Origin of the sequence: Anabaena sp. CCY 0017 (assembly GCF_963920885.1) — a bacterium.
GTDB lineage: Bacteria > Cyanobacteriota > Cyanobacteriia > Cyanobacteriales > Nostocaceae > Nodularia.
On record NZ_CAWUDG010000001.1, the window covers coordinates 332,199 to 350,559 of the forward strand.

Consider the following 18,361-nt stretch of genomic DNA (forward strand, 5'->3'; position numbering starts at 1 on the left):
CGACAACACACCCTACTTCTAAAATTGCAAATCCAAAATCCAAAATTCAAAATCCAAAATTGTTCATGGTGACAAGCGCTCAATTTTCCAATTGTGATTATCCCTGCGAGTATACAGCAAGCGATCGTGCAGACGACTGGAACGACCTTGCCAAAACTCAATTTCTCTGGGGATGACTCGGTAGCCTCCCCAATGAGGTGGACGAGGAACTTCCTGATTTTTATATTTGTCCTGAAATTCTTGCAATTGTCGTTCTAAAACTTCCCTCCCAACAATTACCTGACTTTGATTAGAAGCCCACGCACCTAAACGACTATTGGGCGGACGCATTTCAAAATAACTATCAGATTGTTCTGGGGAAATCTTCTCAACTGTCCCCACAATTCTGACTTGACGTTCCAATTCCGCCCACCAAAAAACTAAAGCTGCTTGAGGATTTGCTGCTAGTTCTTGTCCTTTATGACTGTTGTAATTAGTGAACAAAACAAAGCCCCGTTCATCGAAATCTTTCAGTAACACCATTCGGGCGGAAGGCTGGCCATCTGGTGTAGCAGTAGCCAGAGTCATCGCATTAGGTTCAGGAAGTTGGGCTGCTAGTGCTTGTTCAAACCATTTTTTAAACTGAATAAACGGATTAGGGTTAATTTCGGTTTCAGTCAAACCTTCCAAGGTGTAATCTTTGCGAAGGTCAGCTACGGTCTTGTCCATGTCAATTTGTATATTTTAGATAAGTTTGGTAAATAAAAGAAGTAGCCTATTTATTTGGCTGTTATCCCACACGTGACATAAAGCATTGTGAGTGCCAAACGTCTGCCAGAAACTACCGCCCATGTCAGAATTATCCGTCAATCGTGGCAACTCGGCTTTCTTGAGGGGGAAGTAAGTGCGGGTAGCTTCGAGTGGCATTTTAAATGGCATTTTCGCCGAGGAGAACTGTCTGTGAAGCCTTCCCAAGGTCGCGCCCTGATTAAAGAACCTCTTGGTCGTTTCTTAGAACAACAAGATTATCAGCTAGAACCTGGGGGAGATTATGCTTTTACTATTAGGGCAGAACTTTAGTCATCAGTTATCATTTATAGCAACCGCTAAGGTGGTTAGAACATTGTTGATTGCTGAAAGTCTTGATGTAGGGGCGGGTTTACAGATATGCTCGATTACTAATAATAATTTTCATCAACCCGCCCCTACTTGGTTTCTACTCAGCACTCCCTACTCAACACTCGTAGTTAGGCGATTTAAGTATCTTTCTATTAAGAGGAGGGCAACTATGTCGTCTATGGGTCGTGGTGGCTGTCTCATGCCCTGTGGTAAGAGTTTTGTTAGTCCTTTGGGTGGATACATCTGCCAGTAGCGATCGCGTGCTTCTAAGGTGCTGTAACGCTCATCTACTAAAATTATACTTAGCTGCTCTACTAATGCCTCTCGCAGTTGCTGTTTCCACTGTTTAGAGGTGGTTTGATTACCCATGACTAATAAGGAAACGGGAAACTGTTGACGCAGGGTTTCAATGGTGGCGATCGCTTTTTGTGCCGTCACGACTTGGTGATAGTACAATTGTCTATCTAGTCCCATGATGGCTAAACCACATTTATCTTTACCGGGATCGAAGCCTAAGATGACTGGTTGTGTTGGTGAAAATTCACTAAAAGTCATAAAAAATACACTTAAATTGTCTGGTATTATGTTTATTTTTTAAGTGCTAAAAACAACTACACCGTTAAAAATTGCCAATAGCTTGATTCTTAAAGGGCCGGATGTATAAGTATCCTCTCTAGCGATCGCTTTGATTTCTAATGGTTGATCATACTGTCTTAATTGTAAGAAAAAGCGTAAATGAGTCCCTTCTCTTAACAAACCCTCGACAATTCCGGCATTCCGCGCCCGAAATTCCGAAGCAGAAATCACCAAATCGAGTCTTTGCGATAGCTGATAAGGTGTCATAGTTTTGGGATCAGCAGTAGTTGTCGCTAGTACCTCACCTTCGGAAAATACCAGTTGATTTCTGGCTGCATCCGCAAAAAATTCTATCTGGTTTTCGCCTCTGACATAATTACCAGCAGAGAAGATTCGCACCACATACTCTCTACCATCGTTGATTTGCTGGCTGATTTGCTCTATCCTTTCCTGGGTAACGCGCAATAGTTCTTTATTTGTCGGATTTTCCCCCGGTTCAGTTAATTGAATATTGGCATTCTGGTTAGCTATTTGCAAAAGTTGTATAACTGCTTGACGAGCTGCACTGGCTTGATTGACACGAACCACGTTCGCAGCCAAAACTTGATTGCGAACCAGTGCCAGCTTACCTAGACGCAGGTCACGGTATGACTGATAAAATTGTTCCAGCCTTGCTACTTCTTGTTCTAAATAATTCTGTTGTTTTTCCAATTCTTTGAGGCGAGATTCCCTTGTGGCGATGACTTGTTCTCGCGCCGCAATTTCTTGATTGCGTTTTTTGATTAGTCCATCCAATTGGGCAATTTGGCGATCGCGCTGGTTAATAGCTGTTTTAGCTTCGTCAATGGCTGTTTTAGCTTCCGCATAAAGTCTTTGCCGTTCTGCCCTCAGTTCTTCAATCGCCCCCTGCAATGTCTCTCTCTCGTCGTAAACGCTTTGCAGTTCAGTTAAGGCTTTTTGATACTGACTGACTACTTCACCTAACTGCTTTTGGGTACGTTGAAGCTGATTTTGTGTTGCTTCTTGTTTGGCATTAGCCGCTTGCAAGGATTTATTAATTACCTGTAAGTCTTGCTGTGCCTGAGTTTTTTCAATTCTAGCTGTGCTTAATTCAGTCTCTATCTGACCTTTCTCAGTTTCCGCAATTTTGAGCTGTTCCCGCTTTTCTCTGAGGTCTTTTTGAATATCTTCTAGCTGAAATACCCCTTGGCGCAATCCTTCATCAGCCGCAAATAAGATCCCTAATGTTGATGCCGATATCAATCCACCTGTAAAGATTGTTACCAATACAGCCGTTTTTTTAGGGCGAAGGTTAAACAGTGAGAGGCGTGCTTTGCCAACTCGTGTGCCAATGCGATCGCCCACGGTGGCAATTACGCCCCCCAAAATTAACATTGCTGCTATAAGGATGTACCCGGTGGTCATCTTCAGCTACCAAAATGCTTCCAGATACAACCTACTACTTTCATACATTATCTTGTGAAGGGTGGAATTTTGGCAATAGCTGAAACTACTCACGATTTGAGATTTACCTCCAGCTATGGTTGTCAGCTTCAACAACACAACACGTGCCACTCCACCTCCCCAATTGATTTTAAGTGAACTGCTTACTTAAGGTAACAGGTTTATGCACGGTAATCTTCTTTTTGTGGATAGAAATCATCTGTTTCTCACGCAAGTCTCCTAGTAACCTAGTTACGGTGACACGAGTAGAACCAATTGCTTCTGCGATCGCCTGATGAGATAGCTTCAGATCAATCGTAATCCCATCGGCACAAGGAACCCCAAAATCACGACAAAGAATTAACAGAAAACTCACCAATCTCGAACCCATATCACGGTGCGCCAGGGTTTCAATCATCATCTCTGTTTGTAGAATCCGCGAAGAAAGGCCTCGCAGCATCAACATCGATAATTCTGGATTTTCCTTAAACGCTTGCTCAACTTGTTCAATTGGTGCTGACAACAACTCTACAGGCGTAAATGCCACCGCATGATAGAATCTATCTGACTTATTTCCCGTCAGTAATGACAACACACCAAAAACACTATTTTCCCGCAGCAGTGCTACCGTTATTTCCTCTCCTGCCTCATACACCCTGGAAAGTTTCACAGCACCCTTCAAAAGAAAATAAACTCGTTCAGCAGGATCGCCGGGAAAAAATATTGTTTTATTGCGTTCAAACGTTTCTACAACTGGAGGAAATGCCCCCGTTGCCATCTGGCGAAATACATTTGCTAGGGCTTTATCTTGTGTCACGATCATCTCCCTTCCCCTACCCAATGCCGGAAAAACAAAAACTGATTACCTAAGAATACACCTGAAAAATCAATAAAGCACCGTCAACCTTTCTGTACATTCCTATACTCAAAGCCACAAGTTCACAGTTATTTGTTCATAATGATACATAATTTTTGATGTTTTTCGCGAGTAGTTGTTATAAGTTCTTGCACATTTGTAGTCATCAGGTTTTTTACCAAAAATTTCACGATATCTTGAGAATATCTTCAGGATTATCTGGAGAAACTTTTCAAAAAACAGTCTCCCTAATCATCATTTTTACAAAAAATGTGCAGAACCAAGACAAACTCGCCTCAGATTCTAGTATGCTCCTAATGATTGATCACATTCATAATTTATATGCTGAATCTGACTGGAAAAAATGCCTTAGTTACAGGGATTGCTAACAACCGCTCCATAGCCTGGGGGATTGCTCAACAACTGCACAAAGCCGGAGCTAACTTGGGTATTACCTACTTGCCAGATGAGCGAGGCAAGATGGAGAAAAAAGTGGCGGAGTTGGTAGAACCTCTTAACCCCAGCCTATTTGTTCCCTGTAATGTCCAAGATGACGCACAGATTGAATCTACCTTTGCAGCCATTAAGGATAAGTGGGGCAAATTGGACATTCTCATTCACTGTTTAGCCTTCGCCAACAGAGACGATTTGACTGGTGGTTTTAGCCAAACCTCCCGTTCTGGTTTCAAAACCGCTTTAGAAATCAGCACTTACTCTCTGGTGCAGTTAAGTGGTGCAGCCAAACCTCTGATGACAGAAGGTGGTAGCATCATCACTTTGACATATTTGGGTGGCGTGAAAGCAATTCCTAACTACAACGTTATGGGAGTAGCTAAAGCCGGATTAGAATCTAGTGTACGTTATTTGGCTGCTGAACTGGGGCCAAATAACATTCGGGTAAATGCCATTTCCGCCGGTCCGATACGCACATTAGCCTCTTCAGCAGTGGGCGGAATTTTAGATATGATTCACCATGTAGAAGAAGTAGCTCCCCTGCGACGCACTGTGACGCAGCAAGAAGTAGGTAATACTGCTGCCTTCTTATCTAGCGATTTAGCCAGTGGTATTACAGGACAAGTTTTATACGTAGATGCAGGCTATGAAATAATGGGAATGTAGTCATTAGTCATTTGTCATTGGGAAGTTACCGTCTTCTCCCCCCTGCTCCCTGCCCCCCTGCCTTTTCCCCTCCCACTCCCCACTCCCCTTTACTATGCAAACAAGCGAACGCCTGAATTCGACTCAAACTGCTCGCATTGCCTCTGTTCATCGCACCACTGGCGAAACTGATATAAAAGTTACGATCAACTTAGATGGTACAGGCATCTGCACAGCAGCCACCGGGATTCCGTTTTTGGATCATATGTTGCATCAGATTTGCTCCCACGGGCTGATTGATTTAAATGTCCAAGCCCAGGGAGACTGGGAAATTGATGACCACCACACCAATGAAGATGTGGGTATCACTTTAGGACAGGCTTTTAGTCAAGCTCTAGGTAACAGAAAAGGTATCGTTCGGTTTGGGAATTTTCTCGCCCCATTAGATGAAGCTTTAGTGCAAGTGGCGCTGGACTTTTCTGGCAGACCTCATCTCAGCTATGGTTTGTCAATTCCTACCCAGCGAGTGGGAACCTATGACACCCAGCTAGTACGGGAATTTTTTGTCGCGTTGGTCAACCATAGCCAAATGACACTACACATTCGTCAACTGGATGGCATTAACTCCCATCATATTATTGAGGCGACATTTAAAGCTTTTGCGAGGGCTACCCGCATGGCGGTGGAAATTGACCCGCGTCGTGCTGGTACAATTCCCAGTTCTAAGGGTATTCTATAGAATGTCAAGGTTAAAGAAACCACTGAGTTACTCAATTTGTGATTATTGTCAAACTTAGTGGTGTATGGAAGTGCTGAGTGGGTAGGGGCGGGTTTTGGCAGTGAGTCTGTAATCCGTAGAAATCCTTGGTAAACCCGCCCGTACAGGAATGGGGAGTGCTGAGTATAAACCCAGCTAATTCAAGGACTTCCAGCAATCAACACTGACATAATCGCCTTGGCAGTTGTTATAATTGTGGCTATGAAGTCTGGTGTAAATATCCCTGATACTCAACTAAATACTATTGATAACCCGCCAGTAGTCCTAACTGCTGATTTGCGTAAAGTTTATCGCACGGGTTTTTGGCTGAATCAAAAAATTGTCTCTCTCAAAAGCTGTTCGGTTCAGGTCTACAAAGGCGAAACCTTTGGGTTATTAGGGCCAAATGGGGCTGGCAAAACTACGCTTTTAAAACTGTTATTGGGAATTATCCGCCCCAGTTCGGGTAAGGGTTTATTATTGGGTCAGCCATTAGGCGATCGCTCTACGAAGCAACTTATTGGCTACCTCCCAGAAAATCCCTATTTATATGACTATCTCACTGGGTGGGAATTTCTCCAGCTAGCGGCGGGTTTATTTCAGATTCCTCAAAGCTTGCAACGCGATCGCATTCCCCAATTACTAGAATTAGTGGGTTTATCCCTAACTGATGCCCGCAAAAAGCCGATGCGTCGCTATTCTAAAGGAATGTTACAGCGTGTCGGCATGGCACAGGCGCTGATTAATGATCCTGAACTAATCTTTCTCGACGAACCCATGTCTGGTTTAGATCCTATCGGACGCTACCAAATGCGGGAAATTATCTTATCGTTAAAAGCCGCAGGTAAAACCATTTTTTTCAATAGCCATGTTTTGAGTGAAGTCGAACAAATTTGCGATCGCGTCGCTATCCTCTCTCAAGGTGAAATAATTTGTTCTGGTTCTCTGAATGAACTATTAGGTAGTGACAACACATACCATATCAAAGGACGAGGTGGTGACTCCGAAGTTCTGAAACAGTGGATACCTAATCTAGCTTTTGAGGGTGATGGTACTTGGCAAGGCACACTCCAAGAAGATTACTATGATTTCCTTGCTAGTGTCCGTTTGATGAACGGACAAATAATTTCTATGAACTTAGCTCGCAGTTCCTTAGAAGATTTTTTTATGCAACAGTTACACCACAATAAATCTGTTCATTAGAATTACGTAGAAAAATCGCATATTTGGGGTTGATCAAGGGATACGTAAGTAAGTCAGCGCCGAATAAACGAAACGCTGTGCGGAATCATCTCATCTGCGCTTGATTACTTAATTACACCTGGATAACTCCATCCCTGAATCCCCCAGAAAGAAGATAAAGCAAGACTTTCTCTGGGGTGCAGCTAGAGTTGTCCTACTTCTAGCATTGGAGAAAGACAAAATGTTGCGTTCACAATTCACTAAAATTACTACGTTGGCTCTAAGTGTTATTACTTTTAGCTATATTTCTAACTTATCAATCAATCAACAAGGGCTGAAAATGCCATCGGCTCAAGCAGCTACCGCCCACTGTGGCCCTAGTGACAATCAAGCAGGAACTGCGGCCACGAAGTTTTTCTTATTTCCTTATTATGAAACCTTTGATCCTGCGTGTAAGCAGCATGATATTTGTTATGGCACATTGACGCAAACAGCTAAAACAAAAGAACAGTGCGAAACAGAATTTCGCAAGGATCTTTACAAGATTTGTGAAGATCGCTCTCTTTGGCAAAAAGTCAGCCAGGATGTGTTTGGCTATGTCACTAATCCTAAACTGTTTGTAACTCAGATTGGCTTGACTGGGCCTTGTAAGCGTCAGGCGGATTATGCTTATTGGGCAGTGAGTCGATTGGGTGAAACAGCTTTGGGTGATCAAGCCCTTCACAGCCTGAAAGTTGTCGGCGTGAGGGCTAATCGCATCTATGATCGCTGGAGTGATGATGAACTCAAGGTGTGTGTCAAAGTCCGCAACGACGGCAACTTAGGCACAGAGTGGGACTTAGTACTGCTGGATAAAAAAGGCGCGATTGTAGACACTGAGCCGGACACCTACGAACGCAATATCAAAGTAGGTCAAACCGATGAAGAATGTGTCGCCACCAGGGGAAGCAGATATTCTATTTCTGATTTGGGAACGACTGCACAAGTAGCAGTGCGAATGGACGATGATCCTAGTCCAGCACAATTTGCCCTCGTGACTAAAATTTCAGTGCCAACTCAACGCAAACGTGATCAATTTACGGCTGTATCCCACAATCGTAAGAGCCGGATGGAGGCATATAGAGAGTTACAGCAGATTAAGTCCGAAGCTAATAGATAACTTGACCTAGCAAAGTGCTGAGTCCTAACCCAATACAGTTCAGTTTTGTAGTGGCGTAGCAAGCTTACATCAGTTTTCATGTATTTGAACCACATTTGTCCTAGGGGCGCAAGGCCTTGCGCCCCTAGCGCGTGGTCTATTTACCTGAAAATACCTGTAAAATGTTGCAAAAAATTGTAGTGGCATGACAAGCCTCAATTAGTGCAAAAAATTGTAGGTTGGGTTGACGTAAGGAAACCCAACATTATTGGCAGCGTTGGGTTGCGCTGCGCTTAACCCAACCTACGTCTAAGGAGCTATTTTAAGCTTGCCAGTCCAGTAGGCTAATGCACCATCCTATAAATTAGGAGTGTAAATAAATTACATAAAATTGCTATATTTATATATATTAATCAGTTTTTATACAAGCTAATTTATACCAAATTAAAATCCTGATTCATCTTTAATTTAACTTTACTAAAAATTCAAGAATAAAAAATAATATCGCTCCGGAAAATTACACTTTGCTAGGAAAATAAGAATGTTGGGGCAATTGAATCGAGGAACTTGAATAATTAAGTATAGTCAAGATCAAAATATTTTAGACAACTATGCCAACCACAGTCTCCGCGTCTCAGGTAAATATGCTTAACACAGGTTTGATAAAATTCCTCACCCAGCCATTTTTAGGTGCAGCGTTGTTAACGAGTGTCAATATTGTTGTACCGCCTGCTAGCCTAGCTCAAGGACAACTGGTATCGCAAATAACACAAAATTTTCCCACAGTACAACCAGGATCGGCAGGTACACAACCTATCTTTTCAACACAACAACAAGCTTCACCAGGCATACAGATAGATACTAACTATACGTTAGGAGGCGGTGATCTGATTCGGGTAAATGTATTTGAAGTACCCGAATATACTGGCGAATATCAAGTACCTCCTGGTGGATCAATTAACCTACCTTTAATTGGCAGTGTCCCAGTTTTGGGTTTAACGACTGAACAAGCTGCTGATGAAATTGCTAACAGGTATTCTCGCTTTCTCAAACGTCCCCTGATTTCAGTTAACTTGTTATCGCCTCGTCCGATCAATGTTTTGGTGGCGGGAGAAGTTACCCGTCCAGGGGCTTATACTCTGAACTTACAAGGAGGCGCGGGTAATAATCCCGGTGTACAATACCCAACTGTATTATCTGCACTGACCACAGCCCAGGGTGTAACCTTGGCAGCAGATGTAACTCAAGTCCAATTAAGACGTAAGATAGGACGTTCCTCTGAGCAGGTGGTGAATCTGAATTTAAAGGAACTTATCCAGACAGGTAGGATTGATCAGGATATTACCTTACGAGATGGCGATACGATTGTTGTGCCAACTGCAACTACTTTTAATATCGCCGAAGCCCGGAATTTGTTTGCAGCTAACTTTGCGGCTAGCCCAACCACTCCCCGGACTGTCGCCATTATTGGTGAAGTCAATCGTCCTGGTTCATATCTGGTAGGACCTGGTGGTGGTGGAGCAGAAGGTGGTGGTGGTATCCCGACTCTGATGAGAGCGCTGCAATTAGCTGGGGGAATTACATCACAAGCTGATGTTCGTAATGTCAAGCTCCGCCGACCCACTAGAACTGGTTCAGCCCAAAATATAGATATTGACCTTTGGCAATTATTGCAATCTGGTGATATCGATCAAGATATTATCGTGCAGGATGGAGATACGATTGTTATCCCTACTGCCACTGAGGTGAATACAGCAGAAGCGACTCAATTAGCTACCACTACGTTGTCTCCAGCAACCATTCAAGTTGGTGTGGTGGGTGAAGTCAAAAGACCGGGAACCGTGGATGTTAAGCCTAATAGCTCCTTAAATCAGGCGTTGTTGGCTGCGGGTGGATTCAATGATTCTAGAGCCAGAACAACTACTGTGGATTTGGTTCGCCTTAATCCCAATGGTTCTGTAACTAAGCGGGAAGTCAAAGTTGATTTTTCTCAGGGAATTAATGAAGAGACTAATCCCATACTCCGCAATAATGATGTTGTTGTCGTTAATCGTTCTGGTTTAGCCCGAACTGGCGACAGTGTGGGCGCAGTACTGAATCCTCTAGGGGGTTTATTAGGAGTGTTCAGGGCTATATTCGGTTTCTTCTAAAGAATAAAATCATGAGTTTGAAGTTGTTGAGACTAACTAGCGATAGTCAAGCAGATCGCAACTTCAAACCCATAATGGTAGTCAATAGATTGACTTACCTTTTCAATGGTCTGAGCGTATGTACTCTTGGCTGGAAAAAAATCTACCTCAAATATCCTTGATTAAAGGATTACTGTGCAGTTTAACTCTGGCTGTGAGTTGCAGTGTGGGCATTCCCTCGGCTCAGGCGGCCGAAACAGTTACTATTCGCTTGGGGCCATTTCAGCAGTCCCTCGCGATCGCTGATTTAGAAAAATTTGCCAAAACGGGGAAATTACCAGAGCATCTGCAACTTTATAGCTTTGTTTTAACGCCCCAAGTAGGAGAATTACTAAATCGCAGGTTACAAGTAGACCCAGGTTTAGCAGATAAATTTGTTGATGAGCTAGTGCGATCGCCACAAGGTAAACAATTAGTTACTTCTTTGAGAACAGCAATCCCAGATAGCACCATAGAAGGTTTGCAATCAGCCCTCTATCTCTCCTTACGTCAAGTCAACGGTTTAAGTGCAATAGGTTTTTTGCGCGCCTATCCACAAAAAAATGTGACTGTAGATGCAACACAAGCTCTACAAATCGCCTTAGATTTTAACGCCAATAACTTGCAAAGCCAAGCTTTGGGGCTTTTGCTAGAACGAGAATTATTAGTAGAAAATAATTCGCCTTTTCAGCCCACCTTTGACCCAGCAACTACAGGAAAAAATCCAGTTCAACAGCAGACACTTACCTTAGAAGACAGAAAAAGGAATCGCAGCATTCCTGTAGACATTTATTGGAGTCAAAGTCAGGCCTCAGCCCCACTGGTGGTAATTTCCCACGGCTTTGGAGCCAACCGACGATTTTTTAGCTATTTAGCGCGTCATCTAGCTTCTCATGGCATCACAGTTGCAGCACTGGAACATCCTGGTAGTAACTCTGTAGCCATCAATAAAGCTGCAAATCAAATGAATTTGGCGCAACTACTACCAGCCAGTGAATTTATTGAACGACCAAAAGATGTCACTTTCCTGCTCAACGAATTAGAAAAAGTCAATATTCAACCGGGACAACTTCAAAGAAAACTGAATACAAAACAAGTCAATGTCATCGGTCACTCTTTAGGAGGCTATACTGCTTTAGCCTTAGTAGGTGGAAAAGTAGATTTAAAAGAATTACGAGAGTTCTGTAAAGCTTCTCTGTCCTTTGGCGAATCACCAGGCGATTGGTTACAGTGCGCCGCGACTGGTTTAAAAGAAAATCAACCACGTTTGCAAGATCAGCGAGTTAAGAGTGCGATCGCTCTCAACCCGCTTGTTGGTAAACTCTTTGGTACAAACGGTTTGGCTAAAGTTACCAAACCTGTATTAATTTTAGCGGCAACTGAAGATACACTCACCCCATCCTTAACTCATCAAATCAGACCTTTTAACCAACTCGCCGGTTCTAAGTATCTGTTAACCGCCATTGGTGCTACTCACTTGAGTATTACAGATCCAGCATATCCAATGAGTGCAGCCGCAGGCATCATCAGAGAAAAGCGAGGGCAAGAAACCGACTCCTTACGCCAATTAATTCGTGGTGTCACCTTAGCATTTATCAAACAAGACACACCAGAAGCCGAAATTTACCAACCATTTCTCACACCCGCTTACGCTCAATCTTTGTCTACAGCAGAACTACCCCTACGATTCAATTCCGATTTACCAGGAAATATAAAACCCTGGCTTAATCTTGTGAACAAGTGATTAAATAGCAGAATTAATTGAAGGTCAGAGTCAAAAGTGCTAACATGACTATCGTAAATTTAATCACATAATTTCTCCTTGTAAGCGTGTAATCAAGGTGCTTGAATAACCATTGCATTCGCCGAAAATATCCTGCTGCTTTAAGACTTGTCAGCCTGAAAGCAGCTTGTGAATAGATCACATGATTAATGTTCATAAAACTACAGGCTCAAAACATGAGACTGAAATGTATGGCTAAGGTAGTACCATATCCTTTTAGATGAAATTTGCCCAAAAGCTGAATAGGAGAATATATGGAGCCAATTATTGCCATAGTCTTAGCGCTCATAGGCTACGCTCTAGGATCTGCAAAACTAATTAACCAAGGTAATGAAGCCTTAGTAGAACGCTTGGGGCGGTATCATCGCAAACTTTCGCCAGGACTCAACTTTATTGTTCCTTTGGTCGATCAGATTGTCATGGAGGATACAACACGGGAGCAGTTTTTAGACATCAAACCTCAAAATGTGATCACTAGAGATAACATTTATCTAGAAGTTGATGCTGTTCTGTTTTGGCGCATCAGAGATATTGTTAAAAGTTTTTACGAGATTGATGACCTTCAAGGTTCTCTAACACAACTAGCCACAACCACACTCCGGGAAATCATCGCCCAAAACACTGTAGAACAAACCAATGTTTCCCGTGCAGAAATGGACACAGCCATTTTAACTCAGTTGAATCAAACCACAGAAGATTGGGGAGTTCAAATTATCAGGTTGGATATTCAGAGCATTACACCACCTGAGAGTGTGCGAAAGTCAATGGAAGAAGAGCGAGCTGCGGAAATCAAAAAACGGGCGTTGGCTTTTGAAGCAGAAGGGGAACGTGACGCTGCAATTAAGAGAGCGCAAGGAACTCAAACCTCAATGCAGATAATTGCTGAAGCTTTACGTTCTCACCCTGAAAGTCGGGAAATTCTCAGGTATCTCGTGGCTCAAGATTATGTCGTGGCTAGCCAAAGACTTGGTGAGAGTAATAATGCCAAAATTGTCTTCTTAGACCCTAGTAAAACCAATGAAGTGTATAACCAACTAATTGCTGATTCGATAGTTCAGGAAGTCCCTAGCACAAACACTGAAAACGGTAATGTCTAAGGTGAGCAGAACGAGAGGATGGGTTTGTCGGCGGTAATATGTTTGTTTATTACAGTCTGGCGCAGGTAAGGAACAAAGACTTTAAAGGGCCAGACTTTTTTGTTGTATTGGGAGTTCCTCGAAATATTATGTATCTAATAGGTCTCATTCTCATAGAAAAGTATGGCAAATATAATTTCCCGAACAGAGTATAAACGAACTTGGCAACAGGTTAACCAAAACACTCAATATCCAGACGAGTCTGATACTGCTGATTTCATCAATTACTGTCCGCAAAAGTTTGGCAGAGGATATCATCGTCATATTCAGTTACGAGGAATGCGTCTGCTGATTATTGATGAAGAATTTGATGATGATTTATATGTTGAATCTGAAGATATTCAAGATATTGAAGAAGAGCAGATAGAATTTGGGTTTAATTTGTCAGGATCATACTCTCGCAAAGAATGTGGACAAAGCTTTTTAGATTGGGTTGATACAGATGAAATATCTGAAATGGAAGATTGGAAAATCTTTGCTAAAAAGCGGAGGTTGAAAGTAGATATTCACTTAAAAAGTTCAAATTTACTGAATAGTTTTATTATTGATAACAGTAAAAACTTACCAACAATTTTAACAGATTTGATAGAAGGAAATAGTAAACAAGACTTTTATGAAACAAATATAATTGCTCCAGAAATGTATCTGCCATTAGAGCAGATCATTAACTGTCCATTCCAGGGAATCACGAAATTTATATATTTAGAAGGTAAATGTTTAGAATTAATTGCTCTCAAATTAGAACAATTGAGACAAAAAAGTCAAAGTAAGACAAAATCAGATGTTCTCAAAAAAGATGATATTGAGAGAATTCATGCAGCTAAAGTAGTTTTAATTAAAAATATTAATAATCCCCCCTCATTAATAGAACTAGCGCGTCAAGTAGGATTAAATGATTACAAATTAAAAATTGGTTTTCATCAAGTATTTGGGACAACAGCCTTTGGTTACTTGCATCAGTACCGTATGGAATTGTCTCGTCAACTGCTTCTAGAAAGACAAATGAGTATACAAGAGGTAGCACGTACAGTTGGTTATGCAAACCACGGTTGTTTTGCAGCTGCTTTTCGTAAACGATTTGGGATAAATCCTAAATACTATCGACTGAAACACTAGCCAAAAAATACCCTTAACTCCTCCTTTCTTAAACCTCCGCGCCCCTAACTCTGCGGGAACGCCTAACGGCGAATGCGTTTAAAAAAAATCCGTCTACCGCCGAAAAAAATCCGTCTTGCAGCTGAACAGGTATTTTAAATCACAGCCCATTTATTGTATTCTTCTTGAAAGAGATTCTTAAGTGGCATGAGTAGATATGTCTGTAAAGTTGCAATTATTAACAGGACTTTGGTTAACTGGGGTAGTGGCTACAGCTAAACCTGCTTGGGCAATTCCCCCTGTGATTGAGGCAGAAAAGACTGCAAATACTGTGGAAGAGTTGGTATCTCAAGCTTCAACTCCTCAATCTCCAATTATTGTGAATGGGGTGCAGGTGAGTCCAACTAACCAAGGTGTGGAGGTAATTTTACAGACAACTCTTGGGGAAGAATTGCAACTAGTAAATCGCAATGTTGAGAATAACTTTATTGTAGATATTCCCAATGCTCAATTGCGTTTACCCAGTGGCGATGCTTCCACATTCCTTTCCCCAAAGCCAGCTGAGGGGATTACTGAAATAACTGTTACTAATTTTGATGCGAATACTATTCGGGTGACGGTAGCAGGTGAGGCGGGTTTACCAGCTGTGGAGTTGTTTGACAGTCCTGAAGGTCTAATTTTTAGCTTCACACCAGTTGTCACCGCTACACAGCAACCTCAAACACCAGAGACATCACAACAGCCAGAACAACCCCCAGAGGAAACTGAACAATCAATTGAACTAGTGGTGACAGCAACACGCACCGAAGAAGATGTGCAGAATGTGGCGCGTTCTGTAACAGTAATTACACGGCAGCAAATTGAACAGCAAGCTAAGTTGACAACCAACTTAGCTGATATTTTGGCGAAAACTGTTCCTGGGTTTGGTTCACCCACTAATCGTAGTAATACATTTGGGCAAACTTTACGAGGTCGTAATATTTCCGTCTTAATTGACGGTGTTCCCCAAAATGCTAACTTGCAATCAATTCCCGCCGCACTCACAACCATCGATCCCAGTGCGATTGAACGGATTGAGGTGGTTCGCGGTCCTAATGCGATCTATGGTGGTCAAGCTACTGGTGGGGTTGTCAACATTATTACTAAGAGGCCAAGCGGTCAAAGACTAACTTCCACAACAAACATTGGTTTAGATACTTCTTTGACTCGTTCCGAAGATAGTTTTGGCTATAACCTATCGCACCAAATATCTGGGACAGAAGGCATATTTGACTATACTGTGGGTTTTTCTCTGGTAACAACTGCGGGTTTTTATGATGCAGAAGGCGATCGCATTGCCAATTTCTCAGGTGATGAAGACAGCGAAAAAATCAACGCTTTGGCTAAGGTAGGAGTGGAATTATCGCCAGATCAACGTCTACAGTTTACATTTAACCATTTTAATCAGCGACAAAATAGCGATTTTATTTCTGATGAAGCAATTGATGACATTCCCGGAATTCAAAAATCTCGCGCTATCAGGCTACCGGAAGGAACAACTGTGATTGGTGTTAGTGATGGGAGTTTTATCAACAATACTTTACTGAGCTTAAATTACAGTAATGACAATATTTTAAAGAGTAAACTTCAGGCTCAAGCTTACTATCGTAATTATGGTTTTGGTGGGGGAATTCCTGGTGATAACCGCAATGGTAGCTTAAGAGCAATTACCGGATCAGAAGGGGATTCGGAACAGTTGGGAGGACGATTGCAAGTTGAAACACCCTTCAATTCTGAAAAAACTGTGAGTTTACTTTGGGGTGTTGACTATCAGAAAGAGCAGAGTTCTCAAAGGTTTAATATTTTTGATGGTGATGAATTTGACGCTTCCGGGGGTAGAATTTTTCGCAAAATTGACGAGCGCGTTTTTGTTCCAGAATATGACTTTAGGGAACTGGGTATATTTGGTCAGTTGCAATGGGAGGTTAGTGATAATCTGCGGTTAAGTGGTGGTTTGCGTTATGTGAATATAGGTGTAAGTTTAGACGACTATGTTACCGCCGACTTTCCCCGTCAGGATATTCAAGGTGGCGATCGCAGTTTTAATTCTACAGTCTTTAATACTGGAATTGTCTACAAATTTACACCCGAAATTAGTGTTTTTGGTAACTTTGCTCAAGGGTTTTCTGTTCCCGATTTGGGTCGTGTTTTCCGCAGACCCCCTGGAGGTGTAGTCAATGTTTTGAACTCTTTGCAATTAACAGAACCACAGAAAGTAGATAACTATGAAATTGGCTTGAGGGGTCAATGGGATAATGTCCAAGCATCCCTTGCTGGTTTTTATAACTATTCTGACTTAGGTTCGGCTTTTAACTTTAACCCTGAAACTGATTTTCTAGAAACTACTCGCGCTCCTCAAAAAGTTTACGGTATAGAAGCTGCTGTTGATGTTCAGCCGGCTCAAGGTTGGAGTTTGGGCGGTACAGCGACTTGGATAGAAGGTGAAAATGATGCTAATAATGATGGTGACTTTGTAGCACTGAATAGTATTACAGTTCCACCTTTGAAATTAACAGCTTACATAGAAAATCAAACTCTCCCCAGTTGGAGAAACAGACTACAATTACTTTATTCTGGTAATCGCGATCGCGCTTTTAATGATGGTGTAGAAGATGGCAAAATTAGCAGCTACGTCACAGTAGATTACCTCAGCAGTATCAGAATAGGTCAAGGAGAACTACAAATAGGTATTCAAAACCTATTTAATAACCAATATTTCCCAGTTTATTCACAATACTTTGCACCATTTTTCGATAGTGCTAATTATGCTGGTAAAGGTAGAACCTTAAGCGTTGGCTATAGAATTGTCTGGTAAATAATTATATCATGTTCGGTTGAATAGTTGTTATTGTGAGCGAATGAAACCTCACCCCAACCCTCTCCTTAGTAAGGAGAGGGAGCAGGAGTAGGAATTTTATTTCCCTGTTTTGTCAGGTTAGGATAAATTTTGAAATCTCAAATTACAAATAATTTATAATAGATCATGCAAATTAAATTTTATTTTTATCATAAATTTCAACTGCTATTATTAAGTGTTATTACAGGTTTAATTGTCATAAGTTGTGGATTGAATAATACACAAAACTTGAATTTAAAGCCTGTGGATACAACTCTAGTGCGAGTGGTAAAACACGCTATGGGTGAAACAAAAGTACCTTTGCATCCCCAGCGCATAATTGTACTAGGTGGCTTAGATAATGTTTTGGCTTTAGGAATTAAACCAATAGGAGCCACAACATTAGGCGATAACAAATTTCTGGGATATTTAGACAATTTAACAGAGGGGATTGAGAAAATTGGTACTAATGGTCAGCCCAGTTTAGAAAAGATTTTATCTTTAAAACCAGACTTGATTTTAGGATTATATTGGGATGCTGAATTATATAAACAATTATCCCAAATTGCACCCACAGTTTTAGCAGATGGTGATATTAATTGGCAGCAGTGGTTAATGAAATTTGCTGAAGCAGTGGGTGAAACAGAAAAAGGTGAAACTCTACTGCGAGACTATGACCAAAGAATAGGAAATTTACGTCAAAAAATGGGTGATGATCTTGCCAATACTAAAGTGTCTCTAGTAAATTTTTGGGCAAATTTTACTAGAATTTATATGAATCGTTCTTTCGGTGGCTCAATTATTCAGGAAATAGGTTTATCTCGTCCTGCATCTGAAGATAAAGCAAAAAATCACGAAAATATTTCATTAGAATTAATTCCTCAAATCGGTGGTGATGCTATTTTTCTGATACTAGGAGGACATAATGAATCAAGGTTGCAACAATTTATTAATCATCCTTTGTGGTCTCGCTTAAAAGCTGTACAAGAAAATCGGGTTTATCCAGTTACAAGCGATATATGGATTGCGTCATGGGGAATTATTGGAGCTAATCGAGTTTTAGATGATATCTTTAAATATTTAGGAGGAGAAAGATAAATAGACATTACTAAGTAATTTGACAAGATTTGAATATTTGTGTGTACACTGGAGTTAA

At 41.5% G+C, this 18,361-nt stretch carries 15 protein-coding genes and 1 pseudogene; 12 read left to right on the forward strand and 4 right to left on the reverse strand.

Features of this window, described 5'->3' with window-relative positions:
• Nucleotides 1-63: 63 nt before the first annotated feature.
• The gene (gene pdxH / locus ACM0OW_RS01450) at nucleotides 64-708 is read right to left on the reverse strand and encodes a pyridoxamine 5'-phosphate oxidase (protein ID WP_414548254.1); all 645 of its coding nucleotides are present in this window, start codon (nucleotides 706-708) and stop codon (nucleotides 64-66) included.
• 87 nt (nucleotides 709-795) lie between these two features.
• On the opposite strand from pdxH, the gene ACM0OW_RS01455 reads away from it, so the two are divergent.
• On the forward strand, nucleotides 796-1,059 hold the full coding sequence (locus ACM0OW_RS01455; protein WP_323212881.1) for a DUF3146 family protein: 264 nt from the start codon (nucleotides 796-798) through the stop codon (nucleotides 1,057-1,059).
• Nucleotides 1,060-1,209: 150 nt separating this feature from the next.
• On the opposite strand, the gene ACM0OW_RS01460 is transcribed toward ACM0OW_RS01455, so the two are convergent.
• The 3 genes from ACM0OW_RS01460 to ntcA all read right to left on the reverse strand — a co-directional run bounded on the left by ACM0OW_RS01460 (nucleotide 1,210) and on the right by ntcA (nucleotide 3,940).
• Nucleotides 1,210-1,653, reverse strand: coding sequence for a pre-16S rRNA-processing nuclease YqgF (locus tag ACM0OW_RS01460; protein WP_414548255.1), 444 nt, complete (start codon nucleotides 1,651-1,653; stop codon nucleotides 1,210-1,212).
• 39 nt (nucleotides 1,654-1,692) lie between these two features.
• Nucleotides 1,693-3,099, reverse strand: a complete 1,407-nt coding sequence (locus ACM0OW_RS01465; protein WP_414548256.1) for a DUF3084 domain-containing protein — start codon at nucleotides 3,097-3,099, stop codon at nucleotides 1,693-1,695.
• 169 nt (nucleotides 3,100-3,268) lie between these two features.
• A complete protein-coding gene (gene ntcA / locus ACM0OW_RS01470) occupies nucleotides 3,269-3,940 on the reverse strand; it encodes a global nitrogen regulator NtcA (RefSeq protein WP_271762028.1) in 672 nt (223 codons plus the stop codon).
• A gap of 375 nt (nucleotides 3,941-4,315) precedes the next feature.
• Here ntcA and fabI point away from each other — a divergent pair, with 375 nt between their 5' ends.
• From fabI to ACM0OW_RS01525, 11 genes and pseudogenes are all read left to right on the forward strand, one after another.
• On the forward strand, nucleotides 4,316-5,092 hold the full coding sequence (gene fabI / locus ACM0OW_RS01475) for an enoyl-ACP reductase FabI (protein ID WP_414548257.1): 777 nt from the start codon (nucleotides 4,316-4,318) through the stop codon (nucleotides 5,090-5,092).
• Nucleotides 5,093-5,186: 94 nt separating this feature from the next.
• Nucleotides 5,187-5,810 carry an imidazoleglycerol-phosphate dehydratase HisB gene (gene hisB / locus ACM0OW_RS01480; protein ID WP_414548258.1) on the forward strand — a complete coding sequence of 208 codons (624 nt, stop codon included), beginning with the start codon at nucleotides 5,187-5,189 and terminating at the stop codon, nucleotides 5,808-5,810.
• A gap of 240 nt (nucleotides 5,811-6,050) precedes the next feature.
• Complete coding sequence (locus tag ACM0OW_RS01485; RefSeq protein ID WP_414548430.1) at nucleotides 6,051-7,031, forward strand: ABC transporter ATP-binding protein; 981 nt, start codon at nucleotides 6,051-6,053, stop codon at nucleotides 7,029-7,031.
• Between the two features lie 220 nt (nucleotides 7,032-7,251).
• Entirely contained in the window at nucleotides 7,252-8,169 is a 918-nt protein-coding gene (locus ACM0OW_RS01490; protein ID WP_414548259.1) for a hypothetical protein, read from the forward strand.
• A gap of 623 nt (nucleotides 8,170-8,792) precedes the next feature.
• Entirely contained in the window at nucleotides 8,793-10,298 is a 1,506-nt protein-coding gene (locus tag ACM0OW_RS01495; protein WP_414548431.1) for an SLBB domain-containing protein, read from the forward strand.
• A 118-nt stretch (nucleotides 10,299-10,416) separates the two neighbouring features.
• Nucleotides 10,417-12,060: an alpha/beta hydrolase gene (locus ACM0OW_RS01500; RefSeq protein ID WP_414548260.1), complete on the forward strand. Its 1,644-nt coding sequence runs from the start codon at nucleotides 10,417-10,419 to the stop codon at nucleotides 12,058-12,060.
• Between the two features lie 293 nt (nucleotides 12,061-12,353).
• Nucleotides 12,354-13,196, forward strand: coding sequence for an SPFH domain-containing protein (locus tag ACM0OW_RS01505; RefSeq protein ID WP_414548261.1), 843 nt, complete (start codon nucleotides 12,354-12,356; stop codon nucleotides 13,194-13,196).
• An 8-nt stretch (nucleotides 13,197-13,204) separates the two neighbouring features.
• Nucleotides 13,205-13,318, forward strand: a pseudogene (locus ACM0OW_RS01510) (Uma2 family endonuclease); the annotation flags it as partial.
• 40 nt (nucleotides 13,319-13,358) lie between these two features.
• A complete protein-coding gene (locus ACM0OW_RS01515) occupies nucleotides 13,359-14,351 on the forward strand; it encodes a helix-turn-helix transcriptional regulator (RefSeq protein ID WP_414548262.1) in 993 nt (330 codons plus the stop codon).
• A gap of 196 nt (nucleotides 14,352-14,547) precedes the next feature.
• Complete coding sequence (locus ACM0OW_RS01520; protein WP_414548263.1) at nucleotides 14,548-17,184, forward strand: TonB-dependent receptor domain-containing protein; 2,637 nt, start codon at nucleotides 14,548-14,550, stop codon at nucleotides 17,182-17,184.
• 168 nt (nucleotides 17,185-17,352) lie between these two features.
• Complete coding sequence (locus tag ACM0OW_RS01525) at nucleotides 17,353-18,303, forward strand: ABC transporter substrate-binding protein (RefSeq protein ID WP_414548264.1); 951 nt, start codon at nucleotides 17,353-17,355, stop codon at nucleotides 18,301-18,303.
• Nucleotides 18,304-18,361: the final 58 nt, after the last annotated feature.

Bases quoted from the DNA above. Each gene is read 5' to 3' on its own strand.
- ACM0OW_RS01495 (WP_414548431.1), top strand. From the start codon at position 8,793: ATGCTTAACACAGGTTTGATAAAATTCCTCACCCAGCCATTTTTAGGT.
- ACM0OW_RS01485 (WP_414548430.1), top strand. From the start codon at position 6,051: ATGAAGTCTGGTGTAAATATCCCTGATACTCAACTAAATACTATTGAT.
- ntcA (WP_271762028.1), bottom strand. From the start codon at position 3,940: ATGATCGTGACACAAGATAAAGCCCTAGCAAATGTATTTCGCCAGATG.
- pdxH (WP_414548254.1), bottom strand. From the start codon at position 708: ATGGACAAGACCGTAGCTGACCTTCGCAAAGATTACACCTTGGAAGGT.
- ACM0OW_RS01525 (WP_414548264.1), top strand. From the start codon at position 17,353: ATGCAAATTAAATTTTATTTTTATCATAAATTTCAACTGCTATTATTA.
- ACM0OW_RS01490 (WP_414548259.1), top strand. From the start codon at position 7,252: ATGTTGCGTTCACAATTCACTAAAATTACTACGTTGGCTCTAAGTGTT.
- fabI (WP_414548257.1), top strand. From the start codon at position 4,316: ATGCTGAATCTGACTGGAAAAAATGCCTTAGTTACAGGGATTGCTAAC.
- hisB (WP_414548258.1), top strand. From the start codon at position 5,187: ATGCAAACAAGCGAACGCCTGAATTCGACTCAAACTGCTCGCATTGCC.
- ACM0OW_RS01460 (WP_414548255.1), bottom strand. From the start codon at position 1,653: ATGACTTTTAGTGAATTTTCACCAACACAACCAGTCATCTTAGGCTTC.
- ACM0OW_RS01515 (WP_414548262.1), top strand. From the start codon at position 13,359: ATGGCAAATATAATTTCCCGAACAGAGTATAAACGAACTTGGCAACAG.
- ACM0OW_RS01500 (WP_414548260.1), top strand. From the start codon at position 10,417: ATGTACTCTTGGCTGGAAAAAAATCTACCTCAAATATCCTTGATTAAA.
- ACM0OW_RS01505 (WP_414548261.1), top strand. From the start codon at position 12,354: ATGGAGCCAATTATTGCCATAGTCTTAGCGCTCATAGGCTACGCTCTA.
- ACM0OW_RS01520 (WP_414548263.1), top strand. From the start codon at position 14,548: ATGTCTGTAAAGTTGCAATTATTAACAGGACTTTGGTTAACTGGGGTA.
- ACM0OW_RS01465 (WP_414548256.1), bottom strand. From the start codon at position 3,099: ATGACCACCGGGTACATCCTTATAGCAGCAATGTTAATTTTGGGGGGC.